Source organism: Variovorax sp. Varisp85 (assembly GCF_047304045.1).
Lineage (GTDB): Bacteria > Pseudomonadota > Gammaproteobacteria > Burkholderiales > Burkholderiaceae_C > Variovorax.
This window is the reverse complement of record NZ_JBGLYN010000051.1, coordinates 25,863-43,579: the sequence shown is the minus strand read 5'-3', so window position 1 is coordinate 43,579 and position 17,717 is coordinate 25,863. Positions and strand designations below refer to the sequence as shown.

Sequence of the window (17,717 nt, the reverse complement as noted above, 5' to 3'; positions counted from 1 at the left end):
TGCGCGCCGTCGCCATGGTGTTCGACAAGTACTGCGGCGCCCATCGCGAGCGCTTTTCGCGCGTGGTCTGACCATGCTCGCGTTGCCAGGCGACCCGCTGGCCGTGGCCAAGCGCAACGGCCGGCTGCACCGAGATTTCCAGGGCTACAGCACCCAGCCGGATGGCGATCTGGTCGCACTGGGCGTATCCGCCATCGGCCGCATGGGCGCCACCTACAGCCAGAACGCCAAGACGCTGGAGAACTACTACGACCTGCTTGATCAACACCGCCTGCCGGTGGTGCGGGGGCTGGCATTGTCGCGCGACGACTTGCTTCGGCGCGACGTGATCATGGCGCTGATGTGCCGCGGCCATGTCGACTTCGACGCCATGGGCGAGGCACACACGGTCGATTTCCGCCATTGCTTCGCGGCCGAATTCGCCGCGCTCGGGCCGCTGGTCGCACAGGGGCTGGTGCGCCTGACCGACCACGACATCAAGGTGACGCCGCGGGGCTGGTTCCTCGTGCGCGCCGTCGCCATGGTGTTCGACAAGTACTGCGGCGCCCATCGCGAGCGCTTTTCGCGCGTGGTCTGACCATGCAGACCGCACTCGCCGGCGCTGCGCTGCTGATGGGCCTGGCCGGAGGCCCGCACTGCGTGGCCATGTGCGGTGCGGCGTCTGCGGCTGTGATCCGCATCGTGCCGGCCAGGGCCGGCGGCGGCGCATTGGCATCGTCGGCACCTGCCGCGTTTCATTTGGGGCGCATTGCCGGCTATGCCGCTGCGGGCGCGGTCGCCGCGGCGAGCGTCGACAGCCTGGCCCTGGCGGGCACCCATATCGCGGCGTTGAAACCGCTGTGGGTGTTGTTGCATGTGTTCGTGTTCGCCTGGGGTGCGATGTTGGCGGCCACGGGACGACAGCCACTGTGGGCGCGACGCACGGGCCGCCTGCTCGAGGCGCGGCTGCGGCCACTGGCCGCCAGCACCCCGCTGGGCGTGCTGGCGACGGGCGCACTGTGGTTCGCCATGCCGTGCGGGCTGTTGTATTCGGCGCTGATGCTGGCCAGCCTTGGCAGCGACCCGTTGCAGGGCGCCGGCGCGATGGCGTCGTTCGCGGCCGGTAGTGGCTTGTCGTTGCTGCTGGCGCCCTGGCTGTGGCGGCGGTTGCGCTGGAATGGCCGTGGCACCTGGGGTGCGCGCCTGGCCGGAGTGCTGCTTTCGGCGGTGGCGCTGCAGGCGCTGTGGTCGGACATCACACGGCAGGTAGCGGCCTGGTGCGGCTGAGCAAGGTCGAGGCGAGCCTGCTGCGCGCTCAGCCCATCAGCGTGCGCAGACTGGCCAGCGCGACCTTCGCATCGGCGATGCCGTGGTAGATGGGCGGCACCTCCTTCTTCACGTCCATGAGCCCGTAGACGCCATGCATGGCGCCACGTACCGAATACTCGACCGTGAAGACCACATCCTCCGGGATCTCCACGTACTGGCCGAGCAGGGCGAAGTTGCTGGCGCCGGGAGGACGGACGGGCGGTCGGTCCGACAGGGACCGGCATTCGAATTCGCTGGTGATGTACGGCATCATCACGGGCACCACGGTGGTGGTTTGCCGCACCTCTTCGAGGATGTCCTCGAAGCCCAGGTGATGCATGAGCTCGGTCAGTATGTCCTGTCCGGTCGCCTGTGCCATCGTCCGGTCGATGAAGTTGCCCTGGGTTTCCTGCAGCAGGCCGTAGCCCCAGAGCGTGTACACCCCGTCTGGCTGTTCGTCGAAGTGCGGCGAATGCGGAACCACGATCGACATCAGCCAGCTGGAGTCCTTGAAGGTCATGAGGCCGCCGGTGCCGGGCTCGTTGCCCGAGAAGGCCTGGATGCGCTGCAGCAGAAGCGGGCTGCTCATGGTCAGCGTGAACGATGCCCACTTGCTCTCGTCGACGTGGCCGCAAAAAGTTTCGGGCCGGCCGAGGCCGGGTGCCTTGCGGGCCATGTTCTTCCAGAGCGTCCAGGCGCCATCGCGCTGGTCGCGCACGAGTTCGGGCGCTTGGTGGTCGTTGCCGTTGCGCGAATCGGCTGTCATGGAGCCGAGCGTGAGAAGAGCGCAGTCGTCCGGCCCCAGGTGGTAGGACAGCGGGCGGCCGTCGCGCAGGGCGTGCAGCGTCTGAAGCCGCAGGCCGCTGCTGGCGTCGGCGAAGTCCACATCGACCACGCGCGTGCCGAACTCGAAAAGCACGCCGTGCGCCAGCAGCCACTTCACCATGGGTCGCACGATGGTGTCGTACTGGTTGAGCGTGGTGCGGCGAACGCCACCCAGGGTGTGGATGCGCGGCAGCTCCTGAAGGAAGCGCAGCATGTAGCGCCTGAGCTCGACCGCGCTGTGCCAGTTCTGGAATGCGAAGGTGGTGCGCCACATGGCCCAGAAGTTGGTGTCGAGAAAGTGCGGCGAGAAGTATTCCTCGATGGGCTTTGCACCCAGCGCGCGTTCCGGCGTGGCCAGCAGGCGCATCAGCTCCAGCCGGTCCTGCAGGTCGAAGCCGAGGTCGCTGGCATCGATGATGCGGTGGTGTCGGTCGATCAGCCGCGCACGCGCATGCGAAAGCAGTTGCTGGTTGAAGGCGCGGACCTCCTCGTGCACCGTGCGCGAAGGCGTGTCCAGCGAGGGGATGCTGTCCAGAACGTTCCACAGGCAGGTGTAAGTCTCGTCGGTGAACATGCGGCCGCCGCGCGTCACGTAGCCTTGGCTCGCGTTGCCCGCGCCGTCGAGTGCGCCGCCGGGCAACGGCGATTCCTCGAGGATGCGGATGCGTGAACCATGCATGCCTGCGTCGCGTATCAGCAGCACGGCCGCGCTCAGCGCGCCGATACCGCTGCCGACGATGTAGGCCTGGTTGAAAGGGGGCATGGAATATTCCTCGGGAAAGCGATGAGGCACCGTGGGGGCGGCACAAGGCTAAGGCCACTGGCGGGGCCGCGGCTTGATGCAGCGCAGCAGCCCCCGGCCGGTGGCCGCGATCACCGCGCGATCACCGCTGCAGGCCGGACGGTAAGTCCGTTCAGCAGTGTCGTCAGGCCCTCAGTGCGGCGTGCGGCGCGTTCCGCGGCTGCCCGCTGGGCCTCGTCGGCCACCCTGCCAACCAGGGTCACCACGCCATTGGTCACGCGCACGTCGACATCGCAGGCGTTGACGGCCGGATCCCAGTTGAGCTGGGCGAAGACATCGTGTCTGAGCTGAATGTCCGGGTTCATGGCAATCCTTTCTGGAAAACGGAGGGAGGCGAGAGTTTCCGGCGGTGCATAGGTCGGAAGGCGCAACGGCACATCGGGTGCGTTCATGTCTTGTGTCCTTCTTGGGGATGACGCGATCTTGCCGATCGAGAAGAAGAACACCTTGCGCCAGCGCAAGCTTCGATGCAATGCGCGCGTTCCTGATCCGCGCATCGCGAACAAGGACTGCTGAACATGCTGGGTAACCGCTCCGGGATTGATCCTGCGCAAGGCCACTTGCAGCCGCTCGCTCGAGAATGACCGCAGGCAATCCCATTCGCCCATCACGAGGTCGTCCCATGAACATTACATTGAACGGAACCCTGCAATTTCTGGGGTTCTGCGTCGCCACGCTTCTGGCCACAAGCGTTCTCGTGCTCGCGGGTTTGAACGAGCGCAGTCCCGCGCAGGACGGCTCGACACCCACTTCACACACCACGAAAGACTCACGATGAAATCCTCCAGCCGCCGAACTTTCATGCTCACGCTGGCCGCAACGGGGGCAGCCGTCTCTGCCACCGGCGCGTTCGCAGAAGCCCGACTCGACGAAAAAGACCCACAGGCCGCGGCCCTGGGATATGTTGCCGATTCAGCGAAGGCCGACGCGAAGAGGTTTCCGAAGCACGACAACGCCCAGCTGTGCAACGGCTGCGCACTCTGGCAGTCCAAGCCGACAGATGCCACTGGCAATTGCGCGTTGTTTCCGGGGAAGCCTGTGAGCGCAAAGGGCTGGTGCAGCGCCTGGGCAAAAAAGGCCTAGCGCCTCTTGTCGCCAAGGGATCGGAGAGTTCCTTCAGACGCGTTGAGCTGCGGCGGCCAAAATCGCATGACGCATTGCTGCGTCTCGCTGCCAAGCAGCAGCCGCTTGATGCCCTTGCGGCCGTGCGAGGCTAGGCATGCGTGCCGGCCCGGTCTTGCGCTCGATCAAGCATCGGCGCTGTCGCGTGGAAGTTAGTTCGCGGGCGATTGATTCAGCGCAAGGCTGTGCGATTCGAGCAGGCCTAAGGTCGTCCCATCCAAAGCCCGTCAGTCCAAGGAGCCCTCATGCAGACCCCGAAATCCATCCTGCTTCACCTTGACGGCTCGGCCCGTGCGGTGGAGCGCATCAAGCTGGCGCGCCAGCTCGCGGAGACTTTCGATGCCGAAGTGACCGCCCGGCCGTGCACCCTTTCCGCACTCATGCGCTACCCGTACGCCATCGAGGCCGCGGCGGAGGCGGTCGCGATCATGCAGGAGATCGACAAGGACGCGCGCGACAGGATGCACGCCACCTTCATCGAGCACAGCGCAGGTTCGCAGCGCCTGCACTGGGCCGAGCCGGAGAGCGATGGACCCTGGGGCTTCGCGCGGCGCGCGCTCTATGCCGACCTGATGATCCTCGGTCAGCGCGACCGGAACGATCCGATGGACGGCGAACTGCCCGGCGATTTCCTGCCCAGCGTGCTGGTGCAGAGCGGCCGGCCGGCACTGGTGCTGCCGTATGCGGGACCGGTTGGCTCCATCGGCCGCAACGTACTGGTGGCGTGGAAGGAAACCCCCGAGTCCGCGCGCGCCGTGACCGCCGCGCTGCCATGGCTGCGAAAGGCGGCCCGGGTGCATGTCGTGGCCTACGGCGAAGACGCCGAGGCTTCGCTGCAGCGCCTGCAGGACTATCTGCGGACGCAAGGCGTCCAGAACATCACGCTGCATCCCGGCGGCGACAACGACGACGACGTCGGCAACAAGCTGCTGTCCTTTGCCGCGGATCTGAGTTCGGACATGCTGGTAATGGGCTGCTATGGCCACAGCCGGGCGCGCGAATGGGTGATGGGCGGCGCCACGCTGTCCATGCTCCAGTGGATGACCTTGCCCGTGCTCATGTCGCACTGAGGCACACCATGCGCATCGACTTTCTCGGCGGCACGGGCACCGTCACCGGCTCGAAGTACCTGCTGACGCACGAAGGCCGGCGGCTGCTCGTCGATTGCGGCCTCTTCCAGGGGCTGAAGCAGCTGCGCCTTCGCAACTGGGAAGCGCTGCCGGTCGACGCAGCAGCGATCGATGCCGTGCTGCTGACGCACGCGCACATGGACCACAGCGGCTTCGTGCCGCGGCTGGTGCAGCTCGGCTTCAAGGGCCGGGTGTATTGCACCTCGGCCACCCGTGAGCTTTGCGAACTGCTGCTGCCCGACTCGGGCCGCCTGCAGGAGGAAGACGCCGACTTCGCCAACCGTCACGGCCATTCGAAGCACAAGCCCGCCTTGCCGCTTTACACCGAGCAGGACGCGCGCGCGGCCCTCAAGCGCTTCGAGGTCGTCCCGTTCGGCCAGGAGTGCTCCCCTTGGCCCGGCTGGACCTGGCAACTGCACAGGGCGGGCCACATCCTGGGCGCCGGCAGCCTGCGCGTCGGCTGGGAAGGCTCGAGCATCCTGTTCTCGGGAGACCTGGGACGCAGCCAGGACCTGCTGATGCGCCCGCCCGAAGTCGCCGAACCGGCAGACTACGTGGTGGTGGAGTCGACCTATGGCAATCGCAGGCATCCGGCGTCGGACACGCTGGCCGAACTGGCGGGCGTGATCAACCGCACGGCCGCGCGCGGAGGCATCGTGGTGATTCCGGCCTTTGCCGTCGGACGCGCGCAGACGCTGCTGCATTGCATCCAGCTGCTCAAGCAGGCGCGGCGCATTCCCGACATGCCGGTATACCTCAACAGCCCGATGGCGGCGGATGCCACGCGCATCTATGGCAAGCACCTGGACGAACACCGCTTGAGCGCCGAACAATGCGCCGCCATGCAGGGGAAAACCACTATCGTCAACACGATCGAGGAATCCCGGCGGTTGAACACCCTGGGCTTTCCTTCGATCATCGTGTCGGCCAGCGGCATGGCCACCGGCGGGCGCGTGCTGCACCACCTGAAGGCCTACGCACCCGACGCCAGAAACACCATCCTTTTCGCAGGCTTCCAGGCCGCCGGCACGCGCGGCGCGGCCATGGTGGCCGGCGCCGACGCGATCAAGATCCACGGCGCCTACGTGCCGGTACGCGCGGAGGTCGCGAACCTCGAGACCCTGTCGGCCCATGCCGACCGCGACGAGCTGCTCGCCTGGCTCGATGCACAGCGCGCGCCGCGCCGGGTGTTCGTGACCCACGGAGAGCCGGTGGCTGCCGATGCATTGCGGCTGGCCATCGAGGAGCGCCACGGCTGGCCGTGCACGGTGCCCGACTACCGCGAATCGCGGGAGCTCTGAAGCGCCCGGCGCGCGGGCTCCCGTTCAGGGCACCAGCACCGCGGCGCCCTCGATGCGGCCCGCGCGCAGATCGGCCAGCGCTTCGTTGGCCTGCGCGAGCGGATAGGTCCTGATGTGCACCTGCAGCGGATGCGCCTGCGCGAATGCCAGGAACTCCTTCGCATCGGCGCGCGTGAGGTTCGCCACCGAGACAACGCTGCGTTCCTCCCACAGCAGCCGGTACGGGAAGGCCGGGATGTCGCTCATGTGGATGCCGCCGCACACAACCCGGCCGCCCTTGCGCACGACACGCAGCGCGGCCGGCACCAGCTCGCCGACGGGCGCGAAGATGATGGCCGCGTTCAGCGGCTCGGGCGGCCGCTCGTTCGAGCCGCCAGCCCACACGGCGCCGAGGCTGCGGGCGAAGGCCTGCGTCGCAAGGTCCGCGGGCCGGGTGAATGCGAAGACCTCGCGACCCTGCGCAATGGCCGCTTGCGCTACCAGGTGCGCCGCGGCGCCGAAACCGAAGATGCCCAGCCGGCGCACGCCTTCGCCGGCTGCCTTCAGGCTGCGCCAGCCGATCAGGCCCGCGCAGAGCAGGGGGGCAATGCGGGCGGCATCGGCTTTGGGCATGGCCAGTGGAAGGCAGAACGCGGCCTCGGCAATCACATGGCTCGCGAAGCCGCCATCGCGGTGGTAGCCGGTGAAGCGCGGCGTGTCGCAGAGGTTCTCGCGGCCCTCCGCGCAGAAGGCACAGCAGTCGCAGGTGTGGCCCAACCAGGGCACGCCGACGAGGTCACCCACGCGATAGTCTGTTCCCCCGGAGCCGGTCTCTTCCACCACGCCCACGATCTCGTGACCCGGCACGATCGGCAGCACGGGCAGCGGCAACTCGCCATCGACGATGTGCAGGTCAGTACGGCAGACCGCGCAGGCCAGAACGCGAAGGCGAAGCTCGCCGGGCCCAGGCTTTGGGATGTTGCGTTGCTCCAGTTCGAGCGGCAGCAGCGCTGCGTTCAGCACCATGGCGCACATGGTCGGCTCGCTCCGTACGCAGGGATCGAGAGTGGCTTGTGTCCCGGAGATGGCATGCATGGCAGGTCTCGCTGAAAAAAACGCCCGGGCGTTGCCGCCTCAGGCCATGTACTTGCCGCCGTTGATCGACAGTGTGATGCCGTTGACGAACGCGGACTCGTCGGCGCCGAGGGACGCCGCGCCGCGCGCGATCTCCCCCGGCGTGGCCAGGCGGCCGGCCGGAATGGCCGACAGGATGCCGCTGCTGCCGCCGGTGACGAGCGCGACGCGCATGCTCAGGCGTCCACGAGCAGATCGTTCACCACCACCGTAACGCCCGGGGTGGCCCATGCGGCACCCTGCACCGCGTCGCGCTCGGTCCAGGAATGGACCGTGCCGCGCAGCGTGACCTGTGAGCCGCTGACCGTGATGGCAAGCTGGCGGGCTTCGCGGTCGGCCTGGCGCGAAAGCGCGTCGTGAATCTTCTTCTCGATATCGGCGGGGCTCACCTTCGGCTTGACTTTCACGAGGTTCGACACGCCGGTCACGCCCATCAGGTTGCATACCGCGCTTTCGGCGGCGCTGCGCTGATAGTCCCACTCGACTTCGCCGTTCAGCGTGAGCCAGCCTTTTTCCACCATGGGGTGGATCTTGTCGTCGGGCACGAGCACGTTCCACTCGAGCGCGCGTTCGGCCGCCATGGCGATGTCGGCATCGGTGCGCTGATTGTCGAAAGGCAGCTTCACGCTCAGTTCGATGGCCAGCGCCTTGACGCCATGCACGCGCTGCACAGCGCGCTCGACGGCGTATTTCTCGGCGTAGCTGGCCAGGTGGCCGGTGAGGGTGACCACGCCGTCCTTGACGATCACCCCGATGTCGGAGGTCTTGACGTCGGGTGCCCAGTTCAACTCGGCCTGGATGTCGTTGCGCAATTGGGTATCGGTCTTCATGGGAGATTCCTTGCAGTGAGTGAATGGCGGAGCGGTCGTCGCGTGAAAACCGTTTGCGACCGTGGAGTTCACTGTAGGAACCGGGAGGCCCGGCCGCATTGCGCTGGATCAAGTGCGCGCGGCGTGCGGCAGGCGGCTCAGGCGATGGCGTCCAGCAGCAGGGCCTGGAGCACGAAGCGCCGGTTGTCGGCCAGCGGGGTCCTGTCGCCGAGCAACTCGGCAAGGTGCCCGGTTGGATGGGCTTTCGTGGCAGCGCCGTCGAAGACGGGGATCCCGGCGTACTGGCCGATGCGCTGCACGAGCTCGGGGTCCAGGCCCTGGCATTCCACGGCTTCGTAGAGACGGCCGAGCATGCGGGCCGTGTTCTGCACTTCCTGCTGTGCGCTCGCGAGCGACAGGCCCGGGCGCATGACCGCCACGTGCGCGCCCATTTCCTCGGCAGCGCTGCGAAAAAGCGCCTGTGCCTCGTCGGCCGGCATTTCGCACAGAAGCCCCAGATTCTTGCCGCGCAGCAGCCTCGGGGTGCTCCCGTCCAGTGCGGCGCGCTGGAGCAGCTGCGCGCGGCACAGCAGGCTCGTCACCTCCAGCGGCGAGAGCTGCGGCGCGGCCTCGGGGGCACAAGTCTTGTGGGAGAGGGGCATGGAAATGGTCGATATGTGGCCTGCCAAGGCTAAGGACCCCGATGGGCCCGGACTTGATGCAAGTCAAAGCACGGGGGTGCACATATGTGATTTGCGGCACGTCCCATGCCGTTGATACACGCCGGACACATTGCATTCTCCGAGCGTTACCCACCGACTCCAGCCGTTGTCATTGCGTTGCCGAAGGCTTCCTAGCATCCATCCATCGACACGCGACAGACCACCAAGGAATCCAGATGCTCAATACCGTCACTCCCTCGAAGACCACACCGGTCCCGGCCGGCCTGGCATTGCCGAGCATCGGCCGGGAGTGCGAGGGTCGGAACACCGCCGATACGCTGAAGCTGCTGTGCGAGCAACTCACCCCCCAGCGCCGCGTGGTGCACACGGGCGACACGATCTACCAGGCGGGCGAGCGCTTCGGCAATCTCTACATCCTGAATTCGGGCTTCTTCAAGATCGTGAATCTCTCGGCCGACGGGCGCGAGCAGGTGGTGGGCCTGAAGTTCCGTGGCGACTGGCTCGGCTTCGACGGCATCGCCGGCGGGCGCTATTCGTGCGATGCCGTGGCCATGGACACGGGCGAGATCTGGGTCGTGTCGTACGAGGCCCTGCTGGCCGCCTGCGCCAGCCACCCGATACTGCTGCAGGTGCTGCACGCCGCCATGAGCCGCGAGATCGCGCACGACCGGGATTCGCTGATGTCCGTCTGCACACTGCCGGCCGATGCCCGCGTGGCCGACTTCCTGCGCTACTGGGCGGAGACGCTGGCCGAGCGCGGCATGCGCACCGACGAGATCACGCTGCGCATGACGCGCGCCGAGATCGGCAACTACCTGGGCATGACGCTCGAGAGCGTGAGCCGGGCGCTCTCGCGGCTGGCGCGCGACAACGTCATCGGCTTTGCCACCAAGGGGCGCCGCGACGTGCAGATTCCCGACGTGCGCGCGCTGTCCGCCTTCGTGCAGCGCTGCCTGTCGCCCGCGCCCGCGATGCTCCAGTAATCAATCCAGCAAGCCGGGCCGGCCGCCCCCCGTTCAAGCGCCGCCGGCAAGCACCTTCGCCATGGCTTGCGCCAGTTCAGAGCGCGTGTAAGGCTTGGGCAGCAATTCCCAGCTTTGCGGCACCTCCCGGTCGGCATCGAGCAGTTCCGACGAAAAGCCCGACATCAGCAGCACGGCCATTTGCGGAAAGCGCTGCTGAATCTCCGAGGCCAGGCGCGTGCCGCGCATGCCGGCGCCCAGCGCGATGTCGCTCAGCAGCAGGTCGAAGGGCCCGGCGCCCGCGTCCAGCGCCGACAACGCCTGCTCGGCCGTGGCGGCGGTGAAGACCTTGCAGCCTAGCGTGGTCAGGAAGGTGTTCGCGACCTTGCGCACTTCCACATCGTCCTCGACCAGCATCACGCGCAGGCCGGATGGAATGGCCTCGCCGGCGGGTTCTTCCATCGCGGCGGGCGGGCGGACTTCCTCCTGTTGCGGCAGATAGAGCGTGACCGTGGTGCCGTGGCCGATCTTGCTGTCGATCGCGACCGCGCCCCGGGACTGGTGGACGAAGCCGTACACCGTGCTCAGGCCCAGGCCCGTGCCGCGGCCGACCTCCTTGGTGGTGAAGAAGGGCTCGAAGGCGTGCTCCTTCACCTCCTCGGACATGCCCGTGCCGCTGTCGGCGATGGAGATCGCGACGAAACGCGCCGATGCATCGCCGCGAGGGTCGTTGCGCTGGCTGCGCAGCGCCATCGGCAAGGCGCCGCACAGTTCGGTGCAAAAGCGCAGCGTGCCTCCTTCAGGCATGGCGTCGCGTGCATTGATCGCGATGTTGAGCAGCGCCGATTCCAGCTGGCCCGGGTCCGCCATCACGGGCGGGCAACCGGGGGCGGTGTCGATCTCGATGCGGATGCGCTGGTCCAGCGTGCGGCGCAGCATGTCCGCCAGCGAGTGCAGCAGCGCGTGCGAATCGATGGCGACCGGCTGCAGCACCTGCCGCCGGGAAAACGCCAGCAGCTTGCCGGTGAGTTCGGCCCCGCGTCGCGAAGCCCGGTTGGCAGCGCCCAGCAACTGTTGCACGTAGCCGTTTTGCGCAAGGGCAGGCAACTCTTCCAGAACCTGGAGGTTGCCCTGGATCACGGTCAGCAGGTTGTTGAAGTCATGCGCGATGCCGCCCGTGAGCTGGCCGACGCTTTCGAGCCGCTGGGCATGGTTGAGCGCCTCCTCTGTCTGCACGCGCTGCAGGCTGGTGGCAAGCAGGCTGGACAGCGATTCGAGAAAACGGACTTCCTCGTCGCCGAAGCGCTTGGATTCCTTCGAGCGCACCGACAACATGCCGATCACGCGCCCCAGGTCGGTCAGCGGCACCGCAAGCGCGCTGACCAGGCCAGAGTCGAGGTAGGCCCTGGGCACGGAAAACCGGTCTTCCTTGCGGTAGTCCGGCACCACGACCGGCCGGCCCTGGGAGAACACGAAGCCCGGCGGGGTGTCGGGGCGGTTGGCGATGCGCGCCCCTATCTCCTCGCCGGCGACCAGACCGACGCCGCTGGCCACACGGAACTCGAGGCGGTTGCCGTCGAGCAGCCAGACCATTGCGACCTCGACCTGCAAGGCCGTGGTGATGATTTCCGGCACGTGCTGGAGCACCACCTGCAGGTCGCGCGTGTCGACCGCCAGGCGCCCCAGCTGGGCCAGGTGTTCGCTGTAGCGCGCGCGCTGCAGCGCCTGCTTCACGCGCGGGTAGGCGCCGATGTCGCGGATGGCGGCCACGACGAAGGGCAGCCCGTGGCTCTGCAGCGGGCTGAGCGCAATCTCGACCATGACCTCGCTGCCGTCCTTGCGCTTGGCCACCAGCTCCATGTGCGTGCCCATCGGACGAGGGCGGGGCGCGCGGCCATAGGCCTCGCGGTACGAGGCATGGCGCGGGCGGATGCTGTCGGGCACCAGCACGTCGACATTCAGGCCCACCAGCTCGCCCACCGCATAGCCCAGCAGCGCGGCTGCCGAAGGGTTGGCGAGCATGATGCTGCCGGACTGGTCCACCAGCAGCAGCGAATCGGGGTAGGCGATGAAGAGCAGGCGGAACACGCTGCCTTCGTCGATGCCCGACGGCAAGCCCTGGATGGGCGCGTCGGGCAGGAAGGGCGGGTTGTCCGCGGCGTCAGCCATGGGAAACCGACGGCACCAGGATGTAGCCCGCGCCTCGCACCGACTTGATGAGCTGCGGATCGTCCGCATCCGCCTCGATCTTCTTGCGCAGCCGGCCGACCTGCACGTCGATCGTGCGATCGAAGGGGGCGGCTTCGCGACCGCGTGTCTGCCCGAGCAGGAAGTCGCGCGACAGCACGCGGCCGGGATGGCGGGCAAAGGCCTGCAGCAGGTCGAACTCGCCGCCGGTCAGGGGCACTTGCTCGCCTTGCGGATTCCTGAGGCTGCGCGCGGCGGTGTCGAGCTGCCAGCCGGCGAAGCGCAGCTTGTCGGGAGAAACCGCTGCGGTTGGCGCGGCCGCGAGCGCCTCGGGCGTCAGCCGCCGCAGCACCGCCTTCACGCGCGCCACCAGCTCGCGCAGGTCGAAAGGCTTGGTGACGTAGTCGTCGGCGCCCACCTCGAGGCCCACCACCTTGTCCACCGCATCGCCCCGGCCCGTGACGATGACGAGGCCGCAGCGCCAGCTTTCGCGCACGCGGCGCGCAATGGTGAAGCCGTCTTCGCCGGGCAGGCCGAGGTCAAGCAGCACGAGGTCTGCGGGGTCGGTGTCCATCAGCGTCATGAGGGCCCGGCCGTTGTGGACCTGGGTGACACGGAAACCGTGGCCCTGCAGGTAGTTGGCCAGCAGCAGGGTGATGTCAACCTCGTCGTCGAGCACCGCGATGTGGGAGGCAGGTTTCATGCGTGGGCAAGGAAATAAGGCGCGAATGTTGTAAACATCCTGGATCGGCATGAGCGTAGCACGCACGCCTGGCCGGCGGCACCCCTTGCAGCCCTGTCGCCGGCTATCGCGTCCAGCGCCAGTTCTCGACCTCCGGCATGTCCCGGCCGTGGCGGGTGATGTAGGCCCGGTGCTCCAGGAGCCTGTCGCGCAGATGCTGCTGCACATGCCCCGTGCTGTCGCACAGGCGCGGCACGCGTGCGATGGCATCGGCGGCGAGATGAAAGCGGTCCAGCCGGTTGAGCACCGTCATGTCGAATGGCGTGGTGGTGGTGCCTTCCTCGCAATAGCCGTGGACGTGGAAGCCGGGGTGGTTTTGCCGCTTGTAGATCAGCCGGTGAATCAGCGCCGGGTAGCCGTGGAACGCGAAGATCACCGGCCTGTCGGTGGTGAAGATGGTGTCGAAGTCGGCATCGGAAAGGCCGTGCGGGTGCGCGGCAGGCGACTGCAGCGCCATCAGGTCGACCACGTTCACGACCCGCACCTTCAGCTCCGGTACCTTTTCGCGCAGCAGGTCGACCGCTGCCATCGTCTCCAGCGTGGGCACGTCACCGGCGCAGGCCATGACCACGTCGGGTGTGCCGCCTTCGTCGTTGCTCGCCCATTCCCAGATGCCCAGGCCCGCGGTGCAGTGGCGCGTCGCGGCATCGATGTCCAGCCATTGGGGCGCGGGCTGCTTGCCCGCCACGATGACGTTCACGTAGTCGCGGCTGCGCAGGCAATGGTCGGTCACCGAGAGCAGGGTGTTGGCGTCCGGCGGCAGGTACACGCGCACGACCTCGGCCTTCTTGTTGACCACGTGATCGAGAAAGCCCGGGTCCTGGTGGCTGAAGCCGTTGTGGTCCTGCCGCCAGACGTGGCTCGTGAGCAGGTAGTTCAGCGACGCTATCGGCCGCCGCCAGCCGATGCCGCGCGCGACCTTCAGCCACTTGGCATGCTGGTTGAACATCGAGTCGATGATGTGGATGAAGGCCTCGTAGCACGAGAAGAAGCCGTGCCGCCCGGTCAGAAGGTAGCCTTCGAGCCAGCCTTGGCAAAGGTGTTCGCTCAGCACTTCCATCACGCGGCCATCGGGCGAAAGGTGGTCGTCGCCCGGCCATATCCGGGCGGTCGTTGTACGTTCGGTCACCTCGAACAGGGCGCCGAGCCGGTTCGACGCGGTTTCGTCAGGCCCCATCACCCTGAAGTTGCGATCTTGCGCATTGGCGCGCATGACTTCGCGCAGAAAGTTGCCCACGACGCGCGTGGCCTCTGCATCGACCGCGCCCGGCGCAGCCACCGGCACGGCGTGTGCGCGGAAGGGCGGCATCGTCAGATCCTTCAACAGCAGTCCGCCGTTGGCGTGCGGATTGGCACTCATGCGGCGAAGGCCCACGGGTGCGAGAGCCGCGATTTCGGGGCGCAGGGCGCCGCGCGCATCGAACAGCTCCTCGGGCCGGTAGCTGCGCAGCCACTGTTCGAGCAGTTCGACGTGGCCGGGCTTGGCTGCAAAGTCGGTGAGCGGCACCTGGTGCGCGCGGAAGGTGCCTTCGACCTGCAGGCCGTCAACCTGGCGCGGTCCGGTCCAGCCCTTGGGAGATCGCAGCACGATCATGGGCCAGCGCGGCCTCGTGTGAAAACCGTCCTTGCGGGCGCTGGCCTGGATGGCGCGAATGCTGTCCAGCGCTGTATCGAGCACGGCCGCCATCTGCCTGTGCATCCCGGCCGGCTCGTCGCCCACGACGAAGTACGGCTCGTGCCCGTAGCCACGCAGCAACTGCGTCAGTTCTTCCTCGCCGATGCGCGCCAGCACGGTGGGGCCGGCGATCTTGTAGCCGTTCAGATGCAGGATCGGCAGTACCGCTCCGTCGCGCTGCGGGTTCAGGAACTTGTTGGAGTGCCAGCTCGCCGCCAGCGCACCGGTCTCGGCCTCGCCGTCGCCGATCACGCAGCAGGCCAGCAGCGAAGGGTTGTCGAACACCGCGCCGTAGGCGTGCAGCAGCGAATAGCCCAGCTCGCCGCCCTCGTGGATGGAGCCCGGCGTCTCGGGCGCGACGTGGCTCGGAATGCCGCCCGGGAACGAGAACTGAGTGAACAGGCGCTGCAGGCCCTCGGCATCCTGCCCGATGGCGGGATACACCTCGCTGTAGGTCCCTTCGAGGTAAGTGTTGGCGACCACGCCCGGCCCGCCGTGGCCCGGGCCCGCGATGAAGATGGCATCGAGGTCCCGCGCATTGATGGCGCGGTTCATGTGCGCATAGATGAAGTTCAGGCCCGGCGTCGTTCCCCAATGCCCCAGCAGGCGCGGTTTGATGTGCGAGAGCGAGAGCTTCTCGCGCAGCAGGGGGTTGTCCATCAGGTAGATCTGGCCCGCCGAGAGGTAGTTGGCGGCGCGCCACCAGGCATCGAGCAGCGTGAAGTCGTCGTCCGGAATTGCCGGTGCAGGGGAGAAGGCCATGTCGAGCTGCTTTCTGGGTGGACGGACGTTCCAGTATGGGCATGCGAGCGTGTGCAGGGTTGATGTCGCTCAAACCGGTAACAACCGATACAGGAGGCGTGGCTTTGTGTTGCCTTGATCCCGCGCAAGCCGGGCAGGGCGGTGCGGCGTCAGCATTCGTGTGAACGCCCCGTCGGGCAAGAGGACACACCATGAACTCCGGCTTCACTTTTCCGCTGGCGCTGTGCAAGGCGCAGTACGGCATCTGGCTGCACTCGCTCGAGATGTTCGAGACGATCGGATCGCGCATCCTGCAGGACGGCATCGCACTGACCCGCGCCGAGACGGATGCCGTCATGCGGGCCGAGGACTGGCCGGCTCTGGCCATGGCGCCGATGCAGGCGTTCCGGCGTTCGGACACGGACGGTATTTCGCACACGCCGCCGGTAGCCGTCGAGGCCTCACCGTCCCGACGGGCTGTGGTGAACGACGCCTTGCGCACCCTCCACGGGGCATTGGCCGCGGCAGAGGCATCCATATCCCATTGCCATGGCGGCGAAAGTGCGCATTGCGGGCGCAGCGGCAAGACCCGGCGAGTGATCTCGCAGGTGAATGGCCAGAGGCTGGCGTGTTGACCTGCATCAAAGCCCGGAGCCAGTGCAGTCCGCAGAATCGTCCGCACTATTCACGAGGTACGAATGCAAACCCTGCTTTATTCCGGCGCTCTCGATCTTGCCTGGTGGGGCGCTGTGCTGGCCGCGCTGGCGCTCACGCACGTCACCATCGCTTCGGTCACCATCTTCCTGCACCGCCACCAGGCGCATCGCGCTCTCGAACTGCACCCGGCGGTGAGCCATTTCTTCCGCTTCTGGCTGTGGCTGACCACCGGCATGGTGACGAAGGAGTGGGCCGCGGTGCACCGCAAGCACCACGCCAAGTGCGAAACACCCGAAGACCCGCACAGCCCGCAGGTGTACGGACTCAACAGGGTGCTGTGGGGCGGCGTGTTCCTCTACGTGCGCGAAGCGGGGCATGCGGAAACGCTCGAGCGCTACGGCCACGGCACGCCCGACGACTGGCTGGAGCGCAATCTCTACTCGAAGCACAAGATCCTCGGCATCGTGCTGATGGGTATCGTGGATATGGTGCTCTTCGGCGTCGTGCCGGGCAGCCTGATACTGCTCACGCAGATCGCGTGGATTCCATTCTGGGCGGCCGGCGTGGTCAACGGCATTGGCCACTACTGGGGTTACCGCAACTGGCCCGCCCGTGACGCCAGCACGAACATCTTTCCGATCGGCATCCTGATCGGCGGGGAAGAGCTGCACAACAACCATCACGCCTTTCCCAGCTCGGCCAAGCTCTCCAGCAAGTGGTTCGAGTTCGACATCGGCTGGCTCTACATCCGCACGTTGCAGGCCCTGGGGCTCGCGACGGTGAAGCACGTGGCGCCGACGCCGCGCCTCGTTGCGCCCAAGGCGAATGTCGATCTCGCCACGGTGCAGGCAGTCATCCGCTGCCACTACGACGTGCTGTCGAACTACACGCGCTCGCTGAAGAAGGCCTGCGTCGCGGAACTCGACCGGCTGCGTCGCATGTCGCCGGAGGCCGCACGCGCCCTCAAGGCGGTGAAACCATTGCTGGGCAAGGACCAGGGCCTGCTCGGCCCGTCGCGTTACCAGCAGGTGTTGCAGGCATTGAATGCATCGCAGGCGCTGGCTACGATGTACGCGATGCGCGGGGAACTGACCGCCTTATGGAGCCGTTCCACGGCCACCGGCGAGCAGCTCGCCCGGCAGTTGCAGGACTGGTGCCAGCGCGCCGAGGCGAGCGGCATCGCGCCGCTGGCCGATTTTTCGCGGCGCCTGCGTTCCTACGCCTGAACGGCCGAGCGTCCAGGAGATGCGAATGAAGCTTGCACCGGCTATTTCCGCTTCGTGCGTTGCACTGGCGCTGACCGGCTGCGGCAGCTTTCCCGGGCGCACACCAGCCGGCAGCATGCTCACCGGATCTCTCGCGGGTACGGCGCCCGGCAGTGTGGCGGCCAGGGCGATGGACGACAACGACCGCCGCCGCGCGGCGAGTGCATTGGAAACGCTGGCGAACGGCGAGTCCTCTGTCTGGCGCAATCGCGAGACGGGCGACAGCTTCGTTTTCACGCCCACGCGCAGCTTCGACCAGCGCGGCGCCCGGTGCCGCAACTTCAAGCTGGAAGTGTCGGTCGGCGGGCGGTCCGACAGCATCGGCGGCAGCGCATGCCGGCAGGCCGATGGGGCCTGGCGCATCCCGGGCTGAGGCACGGTGACAGAGGCCGAGCCTGGTCCGGCGATTCGATGTC

Annotated in this window: 18 protein-coding genes and 1 pseudogene; 10 read left to right on the top strand and 9 right to left on the bottom strand. The window is 67.2% G+C overall.

Features of this window, described 5'->3' with window-relative positions; translation table 11 throughout:
- Positions 1-64: 64 nt before the first annotated feature.
- Together ACCC97_RS19660 and ACCC97_RS19655 are read left to right on the top strand one after the other, a co-directional pair.
- Positions 65-577: pseudogene (locus ACCC97_RS19660) on the top strand (coproporphyrinogen III oxidase); the annotation flags it as partial.
- Between the two features lie 2 nt (positions 578-579).
- Positions 580-1,266, top strand: a complete 687-nt coding sequence (locus tag ACCC97_RS19655; protein ID WP_413334520.1) for a sulfite exporter TauE/SafE family protein — start codon at positions 580-582, stop codon at positions 1,264-1,266.
- A gap of 28 nt (positions 1,267-1,294) precedes the next feature.
- Here the strand turns inward: ACCC97_RS19655 and ACCC97_RS19650 are convergent, their stop codons facing one another.
- Positions 1,295-2,875, bottom strand: coding sequence for an oleate hydratase (locus tag ACCC97_RS19650; protein ID WP_413334518.1), 1,581 nt, complete (start codon positions 2,873-2,875; stop codon positions 1,295-1,297).
- Positions 2,876-2,985: 110 nt separating this feature from the next.
- A complete protein-coding gene (locus ACCC97_RS19645; protein ID WP_237726071.1) occupies positions 2,986-3,522 on the bottom strand; it encodes a BON domain-containing protein in 537 nt (178 codons plus the stop codon).
- 14 nt (positions 3,523-3,536) lie between these two features.
- On the opposite strand from ACCC97_RS19645, the gene ACCC97_RS19640 reads away from it, so the two are divergent.
- The 4 genes from ACCC97_RS19640 (at position 3,537) to ACCC97_RS19625 (ending at position 6,467) form a co-directional block, all read left to right on the top strand.
- Entirely contained in the window at positions 3,537-3,692 is a 156-nt protein-coding gene (locus ACCC97_RS19640) for a hypothetical protein (RefSeq protein WP_007832004.1), read from the top strand.
- Positions 3,689-3,997 (top strand): high-potential iron-sulfur protein, encoded by a 309-nt coding sequence (locus tag ACCC97_RS19635; RefSeq protein WP_042673185.1) that lies wholly within the window; start codon positions 3,689-3,691, stop codon positions 3,995-3,997. The genes ACCC97_RS19640 and ACCC97_RS19635 overlap by 4 nt, the downstream gene beginning before the upstream one ends.
- Before the next feature lie 284 nt (positions 3,998-4,281).
- Positions 4,282-5,106 (top strand): universal stress protein, encoded by an 825-nt coding sequence (locus tag ACCC97_RS19630; protein ID WP_413334515.1) that lies wholly within the window; start codon positions 4,282-4,284, stop codon positions 5,104-5,106.
- Positions 5,107-5,114: 8 nt separating this feature from the next.
- Positions 5,115-6,467 carry an MBL fold metallo-hydrolase RNA specificity domain-containing protein gene (locus tag ACCC97_RS19625; RefSeq protein WP_007831997.1) on the top strand — a complete coding sequence of 451 codons (1,353 nt, stop codon included), beginning with the start codon at positions 5,115-5,117 and terminating at the stop codon, positions 6,465-6,467.
- Between the two features lie 24 nt (positions 6,468-6,491).
- On the opposite strand, the gene ACCC97_RS19620 is transcribed toward ACCC97_RS19625, so the two are convergent.
- The 4 genes from ACCC97_RS19620 to ACCC97_RS19605 all read right to left on the bottom strand — a co-directional run bounded on the left by ACCC97_RS19620 (position 6,492) and on the right by ACCC97_RS19605 (position 9,051).
- A complete protein-coding gene (locus tag ACCC97_RS19620) occupies positions 6,492-7,481 on the bottom strand; it encodes a zinc-dependent alcohol dehydrogenase family protein (RefSeq protein ID WP_413334522.1) in 990 nt (329 codons plus the stop codon).
- Between the two features lie 99 nt (positions 7,482-7,580).
- On the bottom strand, positions 7,581-7,754 hold the full coding sequence (locus ACCC97_RS19615; RefSeq protein ID WP_413311904.1) for a hypothetical protein: 174 nt from the start codon (positions 7,752-7,754) through the stop codon (positions 7,581-7,583).
- A gap of 2 nt (positions 7,755-7,756) precedes the next feature.
- Positions 7,757-8,410 carry a BON domain-containing protein gene (locus ACCC97_RS19610; RefSeq protein WP_007831990.1) on the bottom strand — a complete coding sequence of 218 codons (654 nt, stop codon included), beginning with the start codon at positions 8,408-8,410 and terminating at the stop codon, positions 7,757-7,759.
- Positions 8,411-8,547: 137 nt separating this feature from the next.
- A complete protein-coding gene (locus tag ACCC97_RS19605) occupies positions 8,548-9,051 on the bottom strand; it encodes an ornithine carbamoyltransferase (RefSeq protein WP_413334513.1) in 504 nt (167 codons plus the stop codon).
- 236 nt (positions 9,052-9,287) lie between these two features.
- Between ACCC97_RS19605 and ACCC97_RS19600 the strand changes: the two genes are divergently transcribed.
- Positions 9,288-10,055 (top strand): Crp/Fnr family transcriptional regulator, encoded by a 768-nt coding sequence (locus ACCC97_RS19600; protein WP_413334511.1) that lies wholly within the window; start codon positions 9,288-9,290, stop codon positions 10,053-10,055.
- A gap of 33 nt (positions 10,056-10,088) precedes the next feature.
- Here the strand turns inward: ACCC97_RS19600 and ACCC97_RS19595 are convergent, their stop codons facing one another.
- The 3 genes from ACCC97_RS19595 to ACCC97_RS19585 all read right to left on the bottom strand — a co-directional run bounded on the left by ACCC97_RS19595 (position 10,089) and on the right by ACCC97_RS19585 (position 15,400).
- A complete protein-coding gene (locus ACCC97_RS19595) occupies positions 10,089-12,203 on the bottom strand; it encodes a PAS domain S-box protein (protein WP_413334509.1) in 2,115 nt (704 codons plus the stop codon).
- Entirely contained in the window at positions 12,196-12,924 is a 729-nt protein-coding gene (locus ACCC97_RS19590; protein ID WP_413334507.1) for a winged helix-turn-helix domain-containing protein, read from the bottom strand. The genes ACCC97_RS19595 and ACCC97_RS19590 overlap by 8 nt, the downstream gene beginning before the upstream one ends.
- 103 nt (positions 12,925-13,027) lie before the next feature.
- The gene (locus ACCC97_RS19585; RefSeq protein WP_007831982.1) at positions 13,028-15,400 is read right to left on the bottom strand and encodes a phosphoketolase; all 2,373 of its coding nucleotides are present in this window, start codon (positions 15,398-15,400) and stop codon (positions 13,028-13,030) included.
- 191 nt (positions 15,401-15,591) lie between these two features.
- Here ACCC97_RS19585 and ACCC97_RS19580 point away from each other — a divergent pair, with 191 nt between their 5' ends.
- From ACCC97_RS19580 to ACCC97_RS19570, 3 genes are all read left to right on the top strand, one after another.
- Entirely contained in the window at positions 15,592-16,014 is a 423-nt protein-coding gene (locus ACCC97_RS19580; protein WP_413334505.1) for a hypothetical protein, read from the top strand.
- Between the two features lie 63 nt (positions 16,015-16,077).
- Entirely contained in the window at positions 16,078-17,262 is a 1,185-nt protein-coding gene (locus ACCC97_RS19575; RefSeq protein ID WP_413334503.1) for a fatty acid desaturase, read from the top strand.
- Between the two features lie 25 nt (positions 17,263-17,287).
- Positions 17,288-17,674: an RT0821/Lpp0805 family surface protein gene (locus ACCC97_RS19570; protein WP_413334501.1), complete on the top strand. Its 387-nt coding sequence runs from the start codon at positions 17,288-17,290 to the stop codon at positions 17,672-17,674.
- Positions 17,675-17,717: the final 43 nt, after the last annotated feature.